Annotated in this window: 15 protein-coding genes; 6 read left to right on the top strand and 9 right to left on the bottom strand. The window is 71.2% G+C overall.

What is annotated here, in order from left to right; translation table 11 throughout:
* Positions 1-39: 39 nt before the first annotated feature.
* Complete coding sequence (locus QF030_RS15145; protein ID WP_307163202.1) at positions 40-720, top strand: ABC transporter ATP-binding protein; 681 nt, start codon at positions 40-42, stop codon at positions 718-720.
* Positions 717-3,011 (top strand): FtsX-like permease family protein, encoded by a 2,295-nt coding sequence (locus QF030_RS15140; RefSeq protein WP_307163201.1) that lies wholly within the window; start codon positions 717-719, stop codon positions 3,009-3,011. The genes QF030_RS15145 and QF030_RS15140 overlap by 4 nt, the downstream gene beginning before the upstream one ends.
* Positions 3,012-3,175: 164 nt before the next feature.
* Here QF030_RS15140 and QF030_RS15135 read toward each other — a convergent pair whose 3' ends face one another.
* On the bottom strand, positions 3,176-3,646 hold the full coding sequence (locus QF030_RS15135; protein WP_307163200.1) for an excalibur calcium-binding domain-containing protein: 471 nt from the start codon (positions 3,644-3,646) through the stop codon (positions 3,176-3,178).
* 150 nt (positions 3,647-3,796) lie between these two features.
* The gene (locus QF030_RS15130) at positions 3,797-4,768 is read right to left on the bottom strand and encodes an SMP-30/gluconolactonase/LRE family protein (RefSeq protein ID WP_307163199.1); all 972 of its coding nucleotides are present in this window, start codon (positions 4,766-4,768) and stop codon (positions 3,797-3,799) included.
* Positions 4,769-5,191: 423 nt separating this feature from the next.
* Here QF030_RS15130 and QF030_RS15125 point away from each other — a divergent pair, with 423 nt between their 5' ends.
* Positions 5,192-6,130 (top strand): oxidoreductase, encoded by a 939-nt coding sequence (locus QF030_RS15125; protein WP_307163198.1) that lies wholly within the window; start codon positions 5,192-5,194, stop codon positions 6,128-6,130.
* Positions 6,131-6,174: 44 nt separating this feature from the next.
* Here QF030_RS15125 and nirD read toward each other — a convergent pair whose 3' ends face one another.
* From nirD to QF030_RS15095, 6 genes are all read right to left on the bottom strand, one after another.
* Positions 6,175-6,525 (bottom strand): nitrite reductase small subunit NirD, encoded by a 351-nt coding sequence (gene nirD / locus QF030_RS15120; protein ID WP_307163197.1) that lies wholly within the window; start codon positions 6,523-6,525, stop codon positions 6,175-6,177.
* Positions 6,522-9,125 (bottom strand): nitrite reductase large subunit NirB, encoded by a 2,604-nt coding sequence (nirB, locus tag QF030_RS15115; RefSeq protein WP_307163196.1) that lies wholly within the window; start codon positions 9,123-9,125, stop codon positions 6,522-6,524. The genes nirD and nirB overlap by 4 nt, the downstream gene beginning before the upstream one ends.
* Complete coding sequence (locus tag QF030_RS15110) at positions 9,125-10,339, bottom strand: NAD(P)/FAD-dependent oxidoreductase (protein ID WP_307163195.1); 1,215 nt, start codon at positions 10,337-10,339, stop codon at positions 9,125-9,127. The genes nirB and QF030_RS15110 overlap by 1 nt, the downstream gene beginning before the upstream one ends.
* A 197-nt stretch (positions 10,340-10,536) precedes the next feature.
* The gene (locus tag QF030_RS15105; RefSeq protein ID WP_307163194.1) at positions 10,537-11,163 is read right to left on the bottom strand and encodes a class F sortase; all 627 of its coding nucleotides are present in this window, start codon (positions 11,161-11,163) and stop codon (positions 10,537-10,539) included.
* 220 nt (positions 11,164-11,383) lie between these two features.
* Positions 11,384-11,935, bottom strand: a complete 552-nt coding sequence (locus QF030_RS15100) for a hypothetical protein (protein ID WP_307163193.1) — start codon at positions 11,933-11,935, stop codon at positions 11,384-11,386.
* Between the two features lie 264 nt (positions 11,936-12,199).
* Positions 12,200-12,625 carry a gamma-glutamylcyclotransferase family protein gene (locus QF030_RS15095; protein WP_307163192.1) on the bottom strand — a complete coding sequence of 142 codons (426 nt, stop codon included), beginning with the start codon at positions 12,623-12,625 and terminating at the stop codon, positions 12,200-12,202.
* Positions 12,626-12,802: 177 nt separating this feature from the next.
* On the opposite strand from QF030_RS15095, the gene QF030_RS15090 reads away from it, so the two are divergent.
* From QF030_RS15090 to QF030_RS15080, 3 genes are all read left to right on the top strand, one after another.
* Positions 12,803-14,449: a M4 family metallopeptidase gene (locus QF030_RS15090; RefSeq protein WP_307163191.1), complete on the top strand. Its 1,647-nt coding sequence runs from the start codon at positions 12,803-12,805 to the stop codon at positions 14,447-14,449.
* Between the two features lie 186 nt (positions 14,450-14,635).
* Complete coding sequence (locus QF030_RS15085; RefSeq protein ID WP_307163190.1) at positions 14,636-15,280, top strand: hypothetical protein; 645 nt, start codon at positions 14,636-14,638, stop codon at positions 15,278-15,280.
* A 98-nt stretch (positions 15,281-15,378) separates the two neighbouring features.
* A complete protein-coding gene (locus QF030_RS15080) occupies positions 15,379-16,083 on the top strand; it encodes a DUF6215 domain-containing protein (protein ID WP_307163189.1) in 705 nt (234 codons plus the stop codon).
* Between the two features lie 127 nt (positions 16,084-16,210).
* Here QF030_RS15080 and QF030_RS15075 read toward each other — a convergent pair whose 3' ends face one another.
* Complete coding sequence (locus QF030_RS15075; RefSeq protein ID WP_307163188.1) at positions 16,211-18,337, bottom strand: molybdopterin oxidoreductase family protein; 2,127 nt, start codon at positions 18,335-18,337, stop codon at positions 16,211-16,213.
* Between the last annotated feature and the right edge of the window lie 40 nt (positions 18,338-18,377).

The raw sequence follows: 18,377 nt of genomic DNA, 5'->3' as shown, positions 1-18,377 counted from the left end.
CGCCTGGGCTCGGGTTCTTGATAGGGGAACGAGGTCAACATGTCAGAAGTTCTCTCCGCCAAGGGGATTGATCTTCTCTACGGGGAAACGTCGGCTGTCAGTAACGCGCAGATTTCCCTGCACCGGGGAGAAGTAGCGGCGATCACCGGTCAAAGCGGTTCGGGGAAGTCGTCACTGCTCTACTGCTTGGCAGGAGTCTTGCCAGTCACCCGTGGTGAGATCCATTTCGAAGGGCGATCTTTTGGGGATCTCGATGATGAAGAGCTAAGCGCTCTCCGTCGTGAACGCTTTGGTTTCGTCTTCCAGTACGGTGAGCTCTTGCCTGAGCTCACCGTAGAAGAAAACACGGCTTTGCCACTCCGGCTGGCTGGACGGCGCAAGGCAGATGCCCTCGCCGCGGCCGGTGAAGTCCTGGGGCGACTCGGCCTTGCCGATCTGTGTGGGCGACGGCCTTCGCAGGTGTCCGGGGGGCAGAGTCAACGCGTGGCGGTGGCTCGTTCACTGGTGCACAAGCCCGCCGTTGTTTTCGCGGATGAACCCACCGGCTCGCTTGACAGCGGCAATGCCGTGGCCGTACTGGAAGAGTTCCTCACCCTTGCGCGATCGCAAGGGACGGCAGTTGTGCTTGTGACGCACGACGCCCAAGTGGCTGCCCGAGCTGACACCCGCTACATCATGTGTGACGGAATGCTCAGGCCTCACGGGGAGGAGGCATCGTGAAGGAATTCCTTCTGGGTCTCCGACTATTGCTGGGGAGCGGACGAGGCAACCGTGTGCGCTTCATTCTCATGGTCGTGGGCAGCGGGGTGGGTGTGTGCTGTCTGGCGGTCGTCCTTGCGATTCCGGGAATTCTGGCCGCGCAAGATGCCCGTAAGGCAGCTCGAGATCCAGATTGCTCGAATGGGCGAGGTAGCTGTCTTTCAACCGAAGGGGATGGCCTGGCACTCACCCGAGTGGACCCCTACGGTTCCGAACCGCTCACCCGGATCTTCATTGCTCGGACAGGTGCGCCCATCACCCCGCCGCCGGGCCTTTCTGAGCTTCCCGTCCCCGGCGAAGTGTTCGTGTCGCCCCGGCTGCACGAGCTACTGAGCGTAGACCGCGGCCTCGCTCAACTCCTACCGGGGAAGGAGAAGGGCCTCATTTCCGCTCAGGGGCTGGCCCATCCCGATGAGCTCTACGCGTACGTCGGCGCCAGACCCGATGAGCTCAAGGGGGGTGGCCACTTGTCTGGGTTCGGTCGGAAGGATGCTCGCTTCCCCACTGTGGAGCCCTCCACCCTCGACATCCTGCGCTTCACCTTGGCTGGTGTCGTACTGCTACCGCTGGCAGTGTTCCTGTCCGTGTGCGCCCGGTTGTCCGCTGCCTCGCGAATGCGGCGGCTGGCCGCGTTGCGCCTGCTCGGGCTGAGCAGAAAGGGCACGCAGCGGGTCAATGCCGCCGAGACGGTCGCCGCGGCACTGCTGGGAGCCGTGCTTGGTCTGGGTGCCTACTGGGTCGTCAACCAACTGGTCGCCCGGCTGGGACTGCCCGGGTTCAAGTGGTACCCGGCCGATGGCGCGCTGTCCCCAACGGCGCTCCTCATCTGCCTGGTGGGATGTCCGGCGCTTGCCTGGTTCGTGGGCCGGGTCGGAGCGAAGAAGGCCGCGGCCAACCCGCTGGCTGTGCGACGCAGCGCCGTGGAGAGGCCACCGCGACTGTGGGGCCTGCTCCCGCTTGTTCCTGGGCTCGGCATCGTCATCGGATACTGCGTGGCCGGCGCGACGGGGAACGTCCCCACGGACACCTCGTTCTCCGCGATCCTGATGCCGCTCGCGGTCGTGCTGGTCGGCACCGGTCTCGTGCTGTCCTTGCCGATCCTCTCGCGGGCCCTGGCCCGAACGGTTGCCCGTGCCACGAGTTCGCTGTTTCTGGGGCTCGCCATGCGCCGCAACGAGGTGGAACCTGGGGGTGCTCTCCGCGTGGCGACCGGCCTCGTGCTGCTGGTCTATGCGGCGTCGCTCACGCAGGGAGTGCTCATCGAGCTGGATCAGGTGTCCAAGAACACTTCGCCGGTCCAGCTTTACACCATGGCGCTCGATGACGTTCCCGAGGACAAGGAGCGGGCTCTCGCCAAGGTCCCGGGCGTCCGTAGCCACGCCGTCCAGACGGTGTCGTGGACGGACCCCGACAGTGAGGCATCGACCGGCATCAGTGCCTTGATCGCCACCTGCGGGCAGCTGCGCAGGATGGCGTCCGGGGTGGAGGACTGCGTCGACGGGCGTCCGGCCCGCCTGTTGGTGCCGGAGCAGACCTACGACGAGTCCAGCAAGCCGGGGAGTGTCTTCCCCCTCCACCTGCGTAACTCAGCAGGCAAGCACCGGGTCGTCAACGTGCAGGTGCCGCGCCAGACGATCAAGTACCACGACGACACGGCAGCGCAGATGATCGCAAGCGGCACGGTTCTCATCCCCCCGTCCTCACTCCCCGACGGGTTCCGTCCCGAAGACCGAGCCACCCTGAGTCTTCTCAGCAGCGCCGCTCCAGAAACCGTGCGCTCTGTACTCGAAGGCATCGCCGGGGTCGACCCCACGATCGAGGTCACGACGGACGGCGTGGATGCCGCGTCTCTCCAGCAGATCACGGTCATCAAGACCCTTCTTGCCGTAGGCATGATCCTGGGCCTGATCATCGGCGTGGCGGCCTACCTCGTGGCTGCCACGGATCGAGCTGTGGAACGTCGGCCGCAGGTCACCGCCCTGGCGCTGCTCGGGGCCAGGCGCCGGACGCTCCGGGCCGTTCAGGTCGCACAGGTCGTGTTGCCCCTGGGCGTCGGACTGGTGCTCGCCGTGGTGACGGGAAAGCTGGCGGAGTCCAGCTATCTGGTGACCGGCGGCGGTGCCGTCTTCTGGGACGGCGACGGGCTGCCGCTGCTCGTCGCCTCCGCGCTCGGCGTTGTGGTCGTCGCCACGCTGGGCGCGCTGCCGCTGATCGGTCGTCGTATCGACCCGGAGTTGATTCGGCGGGACTGATGATCGGTCGGCGGTTGTGAGGAGGGGCGGCACCCTGGAGGTGGGGGTGCCGCCCCTTGGCCTGGGCGACCGTTATACGGGACGCCGCTCGCCGCGCAGTCGCCGCCCACGCGCCTCGTTGCTCATGCGCAGCCGGCGCTGAGGCCGCCCGGGCACCTCGGTGCTCATTCGCAGCCGACGCCGTCGCCGTCGCGGTCCAGGTGGCGTCCGTAGCCCGGGTCGCCCACGCGGACCGGAGCGGCGCCGGCCGCGCGGGCGGCTGTGCAGTTGTCGTAGTAGACGCTTGCGGAGTCGGAGGAGTCGTCGTCGGCGGTGTCGGCTCCGGTGTCGTCGTCGTTCGTCGCTGCCTTCGCCGTGACCGTCTTCGTCACGTTCACCTTCACCGTCTCCGTCGCCGTGGCGGTCACCGTGCCCGCCGGTTCGGGGGCGGCGGTCTGCGTCGTCGTGGCCGTCACGGTCACCGTGGGCTGCGGCTCGGCGGACGTCGGCTTCGCCTCGGTCGTCGTGTCGTCGTCGGCTGCGCCGATGCCCACGCCGAGGAACAGGGCCACGGCGAGGGCGGGCAGGACGTATCTCTTCCTGGCCCATCGGGGAGTGGGGTTCGTGGTGGGTGCGGTGGTGTACGGATTGTGCATGTGCGTCCCCCGAGCTGTGGTGTGAGGGGACGACGGTACGGCCGTTCCTCCCAGGGTGTGGGAGATGTGGCTGTTCTGTGACTTTTCTGTGTGCATCGTCGGGTGTCGTCCCTCGGATGCCGCCCCTCCGCCGGTGGGCCGGACGGGCCGTCAGATCGACACCGCTACCGCTGTGAACGTCGTCTCCGGGAGCTGCGGGCTGGTGAAGCGGGCGTTGACCAGGTAGAGGCGGTCGCCGTAGCGGGCGGCCGTGGTGGGGACGTCGAAGCGGGGGTCGGTGATCGTGCGGGTGAGCGTGGCGGTGGTCGCCGTGCGGTCCAGGGACCAGACGCTGATCAGGTTCAGGCGGTTCTGGACCACGTACAGCGTGCGGCCGATGCGGTAGAGGCCGTCGCCGTTCACCACGTCGGACGCGCCGACCAGCGTGATCCTCGTGGTGTGGCCGGTCCTGACGTTCACGTGGTACAGCTCGCCCGGTGTGCTCTTGACGACGATCAGGCCCCGGCCGTCCGGTGTGCCGACGATCCCGTTGGCGTTGTTCACGTCGGGGAGCTGGACCCAGTCGCCGGTGAGCGGAAGGGCGCGGACCTCGCCGTCGGCCCGGCCGCGCGGAACGCCGTACAGTACGGCGTCCCGTGAGTCGGTGAACCAGGCCCGCTCGCCGAGCAGGGTCACGTCGTTGATGAAGTGGCCTGTGGCAGACGTGAGTCGGTGGGTCGCGACCAGCTCGCCGGTGCGGGAGTCGACCACGCGGGCCACTCCCGTGCCGCCCGCCACGTACAGCAGGCCGTCGTGGTCGATCTTCAGGCCGACCGACACCTGGCCGGCGCCTCCCGCGTAGAGGACCGTGCCCTCGCCGGTGCGCAGGTCGGTGCGGAGGATGCCGCCGTTGGCGCGGGAGCCCTGGTAGGCGTACGGCCTGCTGCCGATGGTGATGCCCTCGGGGAGCCAGCCGTCGGGGAGGGGGTACTCGGTCGGCCAACCCGGCCGGGTCGCAGGCGTCCCGGGGGCCGCCGTGGCGGCGGGGGTCGCTGTGGCCGTCAGGGTGAGGGCGGTCAGGGCCGCGCCGCCGAGTACGGTGCGGCGGGACGGGGTGGAGGTGGGCCGGGGAGCGGGGGTCATGGTTACGTGCCTCCGTGAGTGGGGTCGGGCGGCGATCGGCGTAACTCGGTGGAACGGTGTCACACGGCGCACCGCACGACACGGCGCGCGCCACGCAGGACGGTCACCGCACGACACGGCGCGCGCCACGCGGGACGGCGCACCGCGGAGCGCGGTGATCCGCTCGGCATGGCGAGCTGACACCACACCGGGTGTGGGCTAACTCCGCTTCGACTTCGTCGCCGAGTAACGAACCGCCGCCCGGCCGCGTTCCTCCGTTCGACTGTCGGGTTCCTGCCAATCCCGAAGTGCCCGGCAGGGCGCCTCTCCGTGTGGCCCCAGCTCTCGCTTGGCGATGTCGCGGACATGTCGTAGCGGGAGGTGCGGGATGGGTGACCGGGAGCGCCGTAGGCTGCCCGGGCACACTGCGGAGGGAGTACGGCCATGTCCGGCTGGAGCGCGCACGACATCCCTGACCAGAGCGGTCGCACCGCCGTCGTCACCGGAGCCAACAGCGGGCTCGGGCTCGTCACCGCGCGCGAGCTCGCCCGCAAGGGGGCACGTGTGGTGCTCGCCTGCCGGAGTGAGACGCGGGGACGGGAAGCCGTCCGGCGGCTGCGCGCGGACGTGCCGCAAGCGGACGTGGAGTTGCGGCTGCTCGACCTCGGGGACCTCGGCTCCGTACGGGCGTTCGCGGACGCGCTGCCGTACGACCGGCTCGACCTGCTCGTCAACAACGCGGGCGTGATGGCGATGCCGTACGGCACCACCGCCGACGGATTCGAGACGCAGTTCGGAGTGAATCACCTCGGGCACTTCGCGCTCACCGGGCTGCTGCTGCCCGCGCTGCTCGCCACCCGGGGCCGCTCGCCCGAGGCGCGCGTCGTGACCGTCTCGAGCATGGCGCACCTGCTCGGCAACATCGAGCCGGACGACCTCAACTCCGAGCGTAAGTACGGGCGTTGGGTTGCCTATGGGCGCACGAAGACCGCCAACCTGCTCTTCACGCACGAGCTGGCGCGCAGACTCGCCGCGACCGGGGCCGAGGTCGTCGCGGCGGCCGCGCATCCGGGGTACGCGGCGACCAACCTCCAGACGGCGGGACCGCGCGCGGAGGGCCGCCCGGTCGCGGAGCGGCTGATGGCGCTCGGCAACCGGGTCTTCGGCCAGCCCGCGGAGGCCGGCGCGCTGCCCGTCCTGTACGCGGCGACCGCGCCCGGGGTCCGCCCGGACTCGTTCACCGGGCCGTCCCTCGCGATGTGGCGCGGGGCGCCCGCGCCGTCGCGGCGAGCGCCCTGGACCGTCGACGACCGGGCGGGGGAGCGGCTGTGGACCGCCTCCGAGCAGCTGACCGGGGTGTTCTACGAGGCCCTCAAGGGCTGATCACCGGGTCGGCGGCAGGCGGGGGTGGCCGTGGCGGCCGGCCGTCAGGCCATGCGCACCTCATAGGCGGTGATGCGTACCGTGTCGTCGTCCAGGCACTTGCCGCTCAGCAGGTCGAAACGCTGCTTGAGCAGCGGGGAGGCGACGAACGTGCGGCCCTCGTGGGTGCCGGTCAGACCGCGCGAGAGGACGGCCGCGCCGCCGAACGGGTCACGGTTGTCGACGGCGTACAGCTCACCCGCCCGGTCGCGGAACACGGCGACCTGGCGGCCGTCCGGCAGCAGGGCGGCGACTCCGCGGCCGGGGATCAGCCGGCTGAGGTCGCAGACCGTGAACCACTGGTCCTCCAGTCGCAGTTGCACCTTGAGGTCGGTTGTCTCGAGTGCCAGGGTCATCGCTGGGCGCTCCCTTCCAGGGGACGGTGGCCGATGGACAGCAAGGGCAGGTCGGGCTTGATCTGGTCGCGCTCCGGGACGAAGCCGACGACCGGGTCGGGGGTGTCGGGCGCGTTGACGAAGGACACGAACCGGGCGAGCTTCTCGGGGTCGTTGATGGTCGTCGCCCACTCGTCGGCGTAGTGCGCGACGTGGTCGGTCATCAGGGACTCCAATTCCTCGCAGATGCCGAGCGAGTCCTCCACCACCACGTCCCGTACGTGGTCCAGGCCGCCGGGGATCCGGTCCAGCCAGGTCGAGGTGCGCTCCAGGCGGTCGGCGGTGCGGATGTAGAACATCAGGAACCGGTCGATGAGACGCACCAGTCCGGCGTCGTCGAGGTCCTGGGCGAGCAGGTCGGCGTGGCGCGGGGTGGCGCCGCCGTTGCCGCCGACGTAGAGGTTCCAGCCGTTGGAGGTGGCGATGATGCCGAAGTCCTTCGACTGGGCCTCGGCGCACTCGCGGGCACAGCCCGACACCGCCGACTTGAGCTTGTGCGGGGAGCGCAGCCCCCGGTAGCGCAGCTCCAGGTCGATCGCCATGCGGACGGAGTCCTGGACGCCGTAGCGGCACCAGGTCTGGCCGACACAGGACTTCACCGTGCGCAGCGACTTGCCGTAGGCGTGGCCGGACTCGAAGCCGGCGTCCACCAACCGGGTCCAGATCAGCGGGAGCTGTTCGACGCGGGCGCCGAACATGTCGATCCGCTGACCGCCGGTGATCTTCGTGTAGAGGCCGAAGTCACGGGCGATCTCACCGATCACGATCAGCCCCTCGGGGGTGATCTCACCGCCGGGGATGCGCGGGACGACCGAGTAGGAGCCGTTCTTCTGGAGGTTGGCGAGGAAGTGGTCGTTGCTGTCCTGGAGGGCCGCCTGCTCGCCGTCCAGGACATAACCGCTCGCACCGATCGTCGGCGCGAGGGAGGCGATGATCGAGCCGACGGTCGGCTTGCAGACCTCGCAGCCGTCACCGCCCCGGGCGCCGTCCCGGCCGTAACGGTCGAGGAGGTCCTGGTAGGTGTTGATGCGCAGCGCGAGGACGATCTCGTACAGCTCCTCGCGGGTCTGTGAGAAGCAGCCGCACAGACCCTTGTCGACCTCGACGCCGCTCGCCTCCAGCTCGGCGGTGACCAGCTGGCCGAGCACCTTGACGCAACTGCCGCAGCCCGTACCGGCCTTGGTGCACTTCTTCACCTCGGGCACGGTCGTGCAGGAGTGCTCCGTCACCGCGCCGCGGATCGTGCCCTTCGACACGTTGTGGCAGGAGCAGACGATCGCCTCGTCCGGAAGCGCGGACGGGCCGAGCTGGACGGCCTCCCCGGCACCGGCCGGCAGGACCAGCGACTCGGGGGAGACGGGCGGCACGGACCCCGTGAACGCGCGCAGCGTGCCGTAGGCCTCCGCGTCGCCGACCAGGATGCCGCCGAGCAGCGTGCCGTCGCGGCCGATGACCAGCTTCTTGTACAGGCCCGAGCGGGAGTCGGAGTACACGACGTCGAGGCAGTCATCGGCCGTGCCGTGGGCGTCGCCGAAGGACGCCACGTCCACGCCGAGCAGCTTCAGTTTGGTGGAGAGGTCGGCGCCGGTGAAGGACAGCTGCTCGGACTCGTCGTCGGCGATGGTCGCGGCGACCGTGATGGCCTGCTCGTAACCGGGCGCGACCAGGCCGTAGACCCGGCCGTCGGCGGCCAGCGCGCACTCGCCGATCGCGAACACGTGCGGGTCGTTCACCGTGCGGCACTGTTCGTCGACGGCGATGCCGCCGCGCTCGCCGACCGTCAGGCCGCACTCGCGGGCCAGCTGGTCACGGGGGCGGACACCGGCGCTGAACACCACCAGGTCGGTGGCGAGTTCGGAGCCGTCGGAGAGCTTCATACCGGTGACGGCGCCGGACTCGTCGACGACGATCTCCTGGGTGCCCACGCCCGTGTGGACGGACAGTCCCATGTCCTCGATGGTGCGCAGCAGCGCGGCGCCACCGCCCTCGTCGACCTGGACCGGCATCAGGCGCGGTGCGAACTCCACGATGTGGGAGGTGAGCCCGAGGCCCTTCAGCGCACCGGCCGCCTCGAGTCCGAGCAGACCGCCGCCGACCACCGCGCCCGTCGTCCTCGTCCTGGCGTACTCCTCGATCGCGAGGAGGTCCTCGATGGTGCGGTAGACGAAGCAGCCCTCGGCGTCCTTGTTCGGGACGGGGGGTACGAAGGGGTAGGAGCCGGTGGCCAGGACGAGGACGTCGTAGTCGACCGCCAGTCCCGAGCGGGCCGTCACCTTGCGGGCCTCGCGGTCGATCGTCTCCGCGGGGTCGCCGACGTACAGCTCGATGCCGTGGTCGGCGATGAACCGCATGTCGGTCATCGACAGGTCCTCGGGCGTCTTGCCCGAGAAGTACGAGGTGAGCTGCACGCGGTCGTAAGCGGGCCGCGGCTCCTCGCACAGCACGACCACGCGGTGCGTGGCGGTCAGGCCGCGCTCGGCGAGCGCCTCGAGGAAGCGCTGGCCGACCATGCCGTGGCCGACGAGCACGATCGTGGGGGTGCCCCCGGGGGTGGCGGTCATCAGGAGCCTCCGTCGTTGGTGAGCAGGTGGAGCAGGGGGCCGCCGTCGGAGGGCAGCGGCTCTGCTCCCTCCCAGGCGCGCGCCAGCGCGCCGACGGTGCCGAGTTCGCCGACGAGGACCCCGCCGACCAGGCGGTCGTCGCGGACGACGACCTTGCGGTAGGTGCCCCGGGTGGCGTCGGTGAGCTGTACGACGTCGTCGCCGGGGCGCGGCTCCGTCTCGCCGAAGGCGGCGAGGTCGAAGGCGCCGTGCCCGGCGAGGGTGAGCCGGGTGAGGGCGCGGGTGCCGCCGTACCGGGAACCCGTGTCTCCGGCGAGCGACTCGGCCAGCACGTCCGCCTGTTCCAGCGCGGGTGCGGCCAGCCCGTACACGTTCCCGTCGTGCTGTGCGCAGTCGCCGATCGCCCGGATGTGCGGGTCGGACGTGCGGAGTTCGTCGTCGACCAGGATTCCCTTGTGCACGGCGACCCCGGCCGCCTTGGCGAGTCCGGCACGCGGGGAGACCCCGCAGGCCAGCACCACCAGTTCGGCGTCGAGGGCGTATCCGTCGGCCATCTCGACCGAGCGGACGGCGCCGCCGACGCAGCGCACGTCGCGGACCCGGCACTCGGTGTGGACCTCGACGCCCAGGTCCTTGAGGTGCCGGAGCACCAGCTTGGACGCGTTCGGGTCGAGCTGGCGCTCCATGAGCCGCTCGGCCTGCTGTGCGAGGACGACCTGGGCGCCGCGTACCGCGAGCGCCCGGGCAGCGGATACCCCGAGGAGTCCGCCGCCGATGACGACCGCCCGCACGCCCGGCCGTACCGCCTTCGACAGGCCGAGGCAGTCGTCCATGGTGCGGAAGGCGTGGACGCCCTCCGGCAGGACGTGGTCCGGGGTGAAAAGACCGCGCAGGGGCGGCAGCACCGGGTTGGAGCCGGTGGCCAGGACCAGGGTGTCGTATGCGATCTCCGAGCCGTCCGCGCAGGCCACGGTCCGCCGGTCGCGGTCGATGCCGGTGACCCGGCCCCGGACCAGTCCGGCGGGCGAGGGCAACGCGATCACCTCGGGGGCGTACCGGCCGGCCAGCACCTCGGCGAGCAGGACCCGGTTGTAGGGCCGGTGCTCCTCCTCGCCGATCAGCAGCGCGGGCGTGCCCAGCTCGCCGAGCCGGCGGGCGAGTCGTACGCCCGCGAGGCCGGCGCCGATCACCACCACACGCGAATTCGAGGTCATGTCCAGGAGCGTGCGTGGTCGACGTTACCCGACCGCATCACCGTTGTTTCCCGCGAGGAACGCTGCCCTCAGCGGGCCGGGAGCGCGGGTGTGAGGGTTGCGTCGGAACGTGGAGCGACCCGGCGTCGGCGGTCGTCGAACCCCGCGATCGGATGCCGGGACCCCGGCGCGCAGGGGAGGGCGGCGGTGCCGGCCGGTCAGGGGCGCGAGGACGTGAGGTGCGCGAAGACGACGACGTTGCCCTGATAGCCGGTCGACTTCGTATAGCCCCCGCCGCAGGTGATCACCCGCAGCTCCGGCCTGCTCGCCGCCCCGTACACCTTCTCGTCGGGGAAGTCGCGCGCCTGGTAGACCTCGACGGCGTCCACGGTGAACACGGCGACGCTTCCGTCACGCCGGTCCACCTCGACGGCACTGCCCTTACGCAGGGCGCCCAGATCGTAGAAGACGGCGGGGCCGTCGGCGTTGTCGACATGGCCGGCGACGATCGCGGTGCCCGTCTCGCCGGGAGTGGTGCCGGCCTCGTACCAGCCGGCCAGGTTCTTCTTCTCCGCGGGCGGCACGTCGAGGCTGCCCGACGGGGTGAGGGCGAGACCCGTCAGCGGGGCGTCCACCCGGATCGCGGGGATGCGGACACGGTCGGGCGGGGAGGCGGGCAGCGCCGGGGCGGAACGGGCCCACACGTCCGGGCCGGCCGAGTGGCCCTGGGCCGCGGACGGCTGCGGCGGGGCGTGCGTCTCGGCGCCGCTGTGCAGCAGCCAGGCGCCGCTGCCGAGAGCGATCACGGTGACGGCCGCTATGACGGTGTTGCCGACCCTGCGCATCCCAGGCCCCTTCTCCGTGACTCTTCGGCTCTTCGGCTGTCGACGCTTCAGCTCGTCGAATCGTCGGCTCGTCGACTCGCTCTTCGACCTTTCGTGGGAACGCTTTCCGTGAATTTCGGGGCCAGGGGGGACCCCGTTCCCCCTCCGGGCCGCGAGGGGCGTCGGGCCCGGAGGGGGAGGGGACATGCGGTACCGGCGGACGGACAGCGGAGGGTGTCCGTCAGATCCCGTCGCCTCTCGCCCGGCGATGCAGGAGCCAGGTACCGCCCGCGGCGGCGACGGCGAGAGCCGCCACTCCGGCCGCGGTCTGTACGGGGTCGGGGCCCAGTGCGCCGCCGACCCCCGTCTTCACACTTCCTCGCGGATACAGCGACTGCCGGTCGGAGGCCAGCACGACCACCAGGTCCCCGGTGACGCGCCGCCCGTCCGAGGCGCACTCCGCGACGATCTCGTACGTCCCGGGCTGCGCGCTCGGCGGCACCCGGAACTGTCCGATCGCCTCGCCCTCGTGCGCGCTGGGCGCCAGCGGGAAGCGTCCGGCGCCCACCGCTCCGGCGTCGCCCGTCGCCGCTCCGCCGTCCCCGCACGCCGCGGTGTTCGCCGAGACCTGCCCGCCCGGCACCGTGGTGGAGGGATACACCTCCAGACTCCCGGCCCGGGCGGCGGTACCGGTACCGGCGCCGTGGGCGGGTGCGGCGAACCCGGCCGTGGCGATGACGGCGAGCGCGGTACCGGTCAACAGATGTGCGGTACGACGGGCGGTGCGTCGCATCGATGCTCCTTCGAGCTCTTCGGGTCTCCCTGCCCTTTCGAGGTAAGTCGCAGCGGGGCGAGCGCGCTTCCTGAGGGAGCGTCAGGAATGGGATGAATGGGTGTCAGATCCGTGGGCGGAAGGGTGGCGGCTGCCTGCGTTTCACCAGGTCACCGCCGTGTGGACGGCGCCGTACGGAAAACCGCCCGCAGGGCGGGTGAACGGGTGACCGCCCCTGCCGGGACGGCGCCTGCGGAAGAGCCGTAGGGCCGCGGCGAGCCGGGGTCACCCCCGTACGAGCCAGTCGCCGCTCCGGATCACCTCGCCGCGGCTCCGCAGCCGGGCCGCGACGCCGGGTGCGGCGACGTAGACCCAGGCGCGCACGGGAGCGGGGGCGGCCCCTCGGACCTCCACCTCGCGCTCGACGCGTTCGTACAGGTTGCGCGGGTCGCCCGGCACGTACTCCTCCAGCCGGTCGAGTTCGGTGAGCAGCCGCGCGTACGCCCGGGGGTGGGGCGTGACGAGCTCGCCGGTCACCGTCCCGCCCGGCTCCTCCACGGCGTAGGGGTAGCCGGGTCCCTGGTAGAGCACCGTCCCCGTCAGCCGGGCCGGTTCCTCACGGAGGGTGCGACCGCGCAGGAGGAGGCCGTGGTTGACCTCGCCGGGGCGGAGGGTGCCGTAGACGAAGAAGGGGAGTTCCGGGGCGCTCACGGAAACGATTCTCTCCCCTCACCGCCCCCTCACCGGTCCATCGCGTATGCGCTATGGACATGACATGTCGGGGCCTCTTAAATGCCAGGACGACATCAGCGCCACCTCCACAGGCCACCCACAGGCCACCCCCACACGCGCCCCCACGGCGCCTTCCCGAGGAGACCGAAGACACTGATGAGTCGGATACGGCAGCACGTCCGAGGTTCCCGTCTCGCCACCGCAGGCATCGCCGCCACCACGGCCACGCTCCTGGCCGCCGTACTCTCCCCGGTCGCCGACGCGGCCGACCGGCCGACCCGGGCGACAGTGCTCGACAACGCGGCGGCCGTCCTCGCCGACCACGCGGCGGCCCTCGGCCTCACCTCCCTACAGGGCACCTCCGTCCGTGACGTGGTCGTCGACGAGGACGGCGCCCAGCACGTCCGCTACGACCGCACGTACCGCCGACTCCCGGTGCTCGGCGGCGACTTCGTCGTCCACCTGGCCCCCGACGGCGCCTACCGCAGCGCGAACCGGGCGACGAGGACGGCGATCTCGCTGGCGAGCATCACCCCGGAGGTGTCCGCCCCCAAGGCCGCCGACGTCGCCGTGAACGCCCTGCGCGCGGCCAACCCCGGCGAGACGCTGAAGCGGGTGAAGGCCAAGCCGCAGCTGGTCGTCGACGCGCTGCACGGCGCCCCGAAGCTGGCCTGGCGGACCGATGTCGTAGCCCTGGACTCGCTCGGCAACCCGGTCGCCCGCGCGGTGCTGACCGACGCGCGCACCGGCGCCCAGATCGACGCCTGGGACACCATCGAGACCGCCACGGGCGACGGCAGGTCCCTGTACGGCGGCACGGTCACGCTGGAGACGACCCTCTCGGGATCGACGTACCAGCTCAAGGACCCGACGCGCGGGAACACGTACACCGGCGACGCGGCCAACAAGACCGACCTGTGCATCTTCGGCATCTGCATCAGCCGCGCCCCCGCGACCCTCTTCACGGACACCGACAACCACTGGGGCAGCGGCGCCACGGCGGACGGCTCCACAGCCGCCGTCGACGCCCAGTACGGCACCGACGTGACCTGGGACTACTACAAGAACGTCCACGGCCGCAACGGCATCGGCAACGACGGCAAGGGCTCCTACAACCGCGTCCACTACGGCAACAGCTACAACAACGCCTTCTGGGACGACAGTTGCTTCTGCATGACCTACGGAGACGGTGACGGCACCCAGCTGGGCCCGCTGGTCGCCCTGGACGTGGCCGGCCACGAGATGTCCCACGGCGTGACCTCCAAGACGGCCAAACTGACCTACTCGGGCGAGTCCGGCGGCCTGAACGAGGCGACGTCCGACATCTTCGGCAGCCTGGTCGAGTTCTACGCCGGGAACTCCTCCGACACCGGCGACTACCTCATCGGCGAGAAGATCGTCCGCTCCGGCTTCGGCCGGGACGCCCTGCGCTACATGGACAAGCCGAGCAAGGACGGCAGCTCCGCCGACTACTGGAGCAGCTCGGTGGGCAACCTCGACGTCCACTACTCCTCCGGGGTCGCCAACCACTTCGCCTACCTCCTCGCGGAGGGCAGCGGCACGAAGACCGTCAACGGCGTCACCTACAACTCCCCGACGTACAACGGCTCGACGCTCACCGGCATCGGCCGCGACAAGCTCGGCGCGATCTGGTACCGCGCCCTGACCGTCTACATGACCTCCTCGACGAACTACGCGGCGGCGAGAACAGCCACCCTGAACGCGGCCCGCGACCTCTACGGCACGGGCACCACGGAGTACAACGCGGTGGCGGCAGCCTGGACCGCAGTCAACGTGAACTGACACCGGCCCTCTCATCCGCCCCACGGCCGCCTCGCCCGGGAACCCCGAGACCGAGGCGGCCACTTCGGCGACGACCGTCGGGCCGGCCCGGGCCGGGGCCGCAACCGCTGTCACCCTCTCGATCGACGCGCCGACACGGCTGATCAGCGGGCCGCGCCTCATCCTCCCGGCACCGACAATGCCCTTGTGGACGAAGAGACCGTGCGTGACCAGGCGCAGCTGATCCCTCTCATGCTTCAGCATTTTCATGCGCCGCTCGTCGGGGCGTCGTACCTGCGCGGAGTGCTGCCCGTCCCCGGTGGCGTCGATGGGGTCCGGGTCGCCGTCGGGCCCGCGAGCGCCGAAGCCAGGGGTGGGTCGACGCTCTACGAGTTTCCGCTCGTCGCCGGCGAGGACTGTGTGACCGCGTACGACCTCATCGGGATGTTGCGCACCCTGTGCGGGGAGGGCGGCCGGCCGGCCGGGGCCGGCACGGTGATGGGGATGCCGCTCGTTCGCGTGGACCCGGCGGTCGTGCCGCGGGCCGACGAGACGTCCGCCGATCGGGGGCTTCGGTTGGTGCGGACCCTGGCCCGGGCCACGTGCTTCGAGGACGACCACGCCGCGGATCCTCTCCTGCACGGCTTCCTCTTCCTGGAACGGGACCTGGTGAGGCTGTACTTCCGGGCCGACGGGCTCCCGGGGACGACCGCCGCCGACGTCCGGACGACCGGGGCGCTCACGGCGCTGGTCGCGGCGCTCCCCTCGTTGGTCCGCGGCGAGGTGGGGCAGATGGCGGTGGACGGCGGAGATCCGCACTGCGCGCGGGTGCTGGACCTGACCCACTGGTGAGTAACCCGCTTCCCCGTGGCTGGATCACCCGTTACGCTCCCTCCGCGCGCATCCGGCGCGAGCAGGGGGTACCGGGGGTAATGGGGGTAACGGGGGAGATGGCGGAAATAGTTGCGGCGCCCGAGAAGGGCCCGAACGCATGGGCTCAGGCCATCGCGGCGCTGGTGGTGGTCGGGGCGCTCGGGGGCGGGCTGTACCTGATCCAGAAGAACGACGCCGCGGCCGCCGACGAACCGGCGGTCTGCCGCGTCGACGACGAGGACGAGAAGGCCGCCGAGAAGGCGAACGCGGCCCACCGCATCTCCGGGACGGAGCTGTGCACGGCGCTGAACCGCGCGGACCTGCCGACGCTGCTCGGCACTCCGCAGGAGCACGCGCTGACGGCCTACGGCAGTGACGGCTCGGTCAGGATGGCGAGCGGCACCGAGATCCCCAGCCCGGAGGGGACCGTCCAACTGGACACCTACACCGTGAAGTTGTCCCGGTCCTACGACGAACTGCCGATCGCGGGGATGGAGGATCTGCTGAACGAGGCGGAGGCGAAGACGGTCCTGGGCCATCCCGCGGTGCTCTACTCGAGCCAGACGATCGCCTTCAGCTTCGACCTCGGCGGCGGCAAGTCCGACACCGGCCCCGGCGGCATCGCCCGCGCTCTGGTCGTCGCCCCGGACACCAAGGACGGCGGCGGTTCCTACGAGATCGCCATCTGGCGGCAGGACAACGTGCGTCCGGACGACACGGCCCTGCTGAGCGTCGCCCAGAAGGTCCTGCCCGCGATCCCGGGCTGGACGGCCGCCGGCTGACAGCGACGACCGGCTGACGACGCCGACCGCCCGGTTGACGGCGACGGGCTGACCACGACGGGCTGACGACGGCGGGCTGGCGGTGGCGTGAACGGAAGCCGTGTCGCTCAGGTCCGTGGACGCCCGGTCACTCGGCGATCTCGACCCGCACCGCGCACACCTTGAACTCCGGCATGCGCGAGGTCGGGTCCAGGGCAGGGTTGGTCAGCGTGTTGGCGCGGCCCTCGCCCGGCCAGTGGAACGGCATGAAGACGGTGTCCGGACGGATCCCGTTGGTGATCCGGGCCGGCGCCACCGCCCGTCCGCGCCGCGACACCACGGCCAGACGGTCGCCCTCGGCCGCTCCGAGCCGCGCCGCCAGCCGCGGGTGCAGCTCCACGAACGGGCCGGGCGCGGCGGCGTTCAGCTCGTCCACGCGGCGGGTCTGGGCGCCGGACTGGTACTGCGCCACGACGCGTCCGGTGGTGAGCAGGACGGGGTAGTCGTCGTCCGGCTCCTCGGCGTTGGGCCGGTGCGAGACCGGCACGAAGCGCGCCCGGCCGTCCTCGGTGGCGAACCGGTCGAGGAAGAGCCGAGGCGTACCGGACGCCGGCCGGGGGCCGTGTCCGTCCTGCCCGGCCTCCGCATCACCCTCCGCCTCCGCCTCCGCCGGGCAGGGCCAGAACACCCCGGCGCCGCTCTCCCGCGCCAGCCGGTCGTAGGTGATGCCGGAGTAGTCCGCGACGCCGCCCGCGCTGGCCCTTCGGAGTTCCTCGAAGACCTCCTCGGGGTCGGTCGGGAACCCCTTCTCGACGCCGAGCCGTGCCGCCAGCTCGTGCAGGACCTCCAGGTCGCTCCGCACGCCCTCCGGGGCGGTGATCGCCTGGCGTCGGAGCAGGACCCGTCCCTCCAGGCTGGTCGTCGTCCCCGTCTCCTCGGCCCACTGGGTGACCGGCAGGACGACGTCCGCGAGGGCCGCCGTCTCCGACAGGACGACATCGCAGACGGCGAGGAACTCGAGGGACTTGATGCGTTCCTCGATGTGCGCGGCGCGCGGCGCCGACACCACCGGGTTCGACCCCATCAGCAGCAGCGACCGGACGTCGGACCCCAGCGCGTCCAGCAGCTCGTACGCGCTGCGCCCGGGCGCGGGCAGCGAGTCGGGGTCCACGCCCCACACCTCGGCGACGTGCCGGCGGGCCGCCGGATCGTCCAGCTTGCGGTAGCCGGGCAGCTGGTCGGCCTTCTGGCCGTGCTCGCGCCCGCCCTGCCCGTTGCCCTGGCCGGTCAGACAGCCGTAACCGCTGAGCGGCCGCCCGGCCCGCCCCGTCGCCAGGCAGAGGTTGATCCACGCGCCGACCGTGTCGGTGCCCTTGGACTGCTGCTCGGGCCCGCGCGCCGTGAGCACCATCGCGGCCTCGGGCTCGCAGAACATCCGTACTGTCTCCCGGAGTTGGGGAACGGACACCCCCGTGATCCGTTCCACGTACTCCGGCCAGTGCGCCATGGCGGCCGCCCGCGCGTCCTCCCAGCCGGTGGTCCGCTCCCGCACGTACTCCTCGTCGACCCGCCCCTCGGCGACGATCAGGTGCAGCAGACCCAGCGCCAGCGCGAGATCCGTCCCCGGCCGGGGCGCGAGATGCAGGTCGGCCTGCTCGGCGGTCTTCGTGCGGCGCGGGTCGATCACGATCAGCGTGCCGCCGTTCTCCCGCAGCTCGTTGAAGAACCGCAGAGCGGGTGGCATGGTCTCCGCGAGGTTGGATCCGACGAGGATCACGCACCCCGTCCTCGGGATGTCCTCCAGCGGGAACGGGAGGCCCCGGTCGAGCCCGAACGCCTTGATGCCGGCCGCCGCCGCGGACGACATGCAGAACCGCCCGTTGTAGTCGATCTGCGAAGTCCCGAGCACGACCCGGGCGAACTTGCCGAGCGTGTACGCCTTCTCGTTCGTCAGCCCGCCCCCGCCGAACACACCCAGCGTGTCGGCCCCGTGCTCGGAGCGCAGCCTGCCGAACTCGGCGGCGATCCGGTCCAGCGCCTCCTCCCAGGTGGCCGGCACGAGCGAACCGCCGGACCGCACCAACGGGGAGGTCAGCCGCACCCGGGAGGAAAGCACCGCGGGCGCCGTACGGCCCTTGCCGCACAGCGCGCCCCGGTTCACCGGGAAGTCGGGGCGCTCGACCACCTCGACGCCCCCCGTGGGCAGGGGCGACAGGGCCATCCCGCACTGCAGGGCGCAGTACGGGCAGTGGGTGGGCGTCGAAGTGGTCGGCATACGCCCCAGCGTGCTTCGGCCGTGTTACGCGCCGTGCGGT

This window comes from Streptomyces rishiriensis, from assembly GCF_030815485.1.
GTDB classification, from domain to species: domain Bacteria; phylum Actinomycetota; class Actinomycetes; order Streptomycetales; family Streptomycetaceae; genus Streptomyces; species Streptomyces rishiriensis_A.
Note: the sequence above shows the minus strand (reverse complement) of the source record. Positions and strands in the feature narration are given on the sequence as shown.

What these genes read in the sequence shown, in the direction of transcription:
- QF030_RS15075 (WP_307163188.1), bottom strand. Translation starts at nt 18,337, where the DNA reads ATGCCGACCACTTCGACGCCCACCCACTGCCCGTACTGCGCCCTGCAG.
- QF030_RS15105 (WP_307163194.1), bottom strand. Translation starts at nt 11,163, where the DNA reads ATGCGCAGGGTCGGCAACACCGTCATAGCGGCCGTCACCGTGATCGCT.
- QF030_RS15130 (WP_307163199.1), bottom strand. Translation starts at nt 4,768, where the DNA reads ATGACCCCCGCTCCCCGGCCCACCTCCACCCCGTCCCGCCGCACCGTA.
- QF030_RS15100 (WP_307163193.1), bottom strand. Translation starts at nt 11,935, where the DNA reads ATGCGACGCACCGCCCGTCGTACCGCACATCTGTTGACCGGTACCGCG.
- QF030_RS15080 (WP_307163189.1), top strand. Translation starts at nt 15,379, where the DNA reads ATGGCGGAAATAGTTGCGGCGCCCGAGAAGGGCCCGAACGCATGGGCT.
- QF030_RS15125 (WP_307163198.1), top strand. Translation starts at nt 5,192, where the DNA reads ATGTCCGGCTGGAGCGCGCACGACATCCCTGACCAGAGCGGTCGCACC.
- QF030_RS15090 (WP_307163191.1), top strand. Translation starts at nt 12,803, where the DNA reads ATGAGTCGGATACGGCAGCACGTCCGAGGTTCCCGTCTCGCCACCGCA.
- nirD (WP_307163197.1), bottom strand. Translation starts at nt 6,525, where the DNA reads ATGACCCTGGCACTCGAGACAACCGACCTCAAGGTGCAACTGCGACTG.
- nirB (WP_307163196.1), bottom strand. Translation starts at nt 9,125, where the DNA reads ATGACCGCCACCCCCGGGGGCACCCCCACGATCGTGCTCGTCGGCCAC.
- QF030_RS15135 (WP_307163200.1), bottom strand. Translation starts at nt 3,646, where the DNA reads ATGCACAATCCGTACACCACCGCACCCACCACGAACCCCACTCCCCGA.
- QF030_RS15110 (WP_307163195.1), bottom strand. Translation starts at nt 10,339, where the DNA reads ATGACCTCGAATTCGCGTGTGGTGGTGATCGGCGCCGGCCTCGCGGGC.
- QF030_RS15145 (WP_307163202.1), top strand. Translation starts at nt 40, where the DNA reads ATGTCAGAAGTTCTCTCCGCCAAGGGGATTGATCTTCTCTACGGGGAA.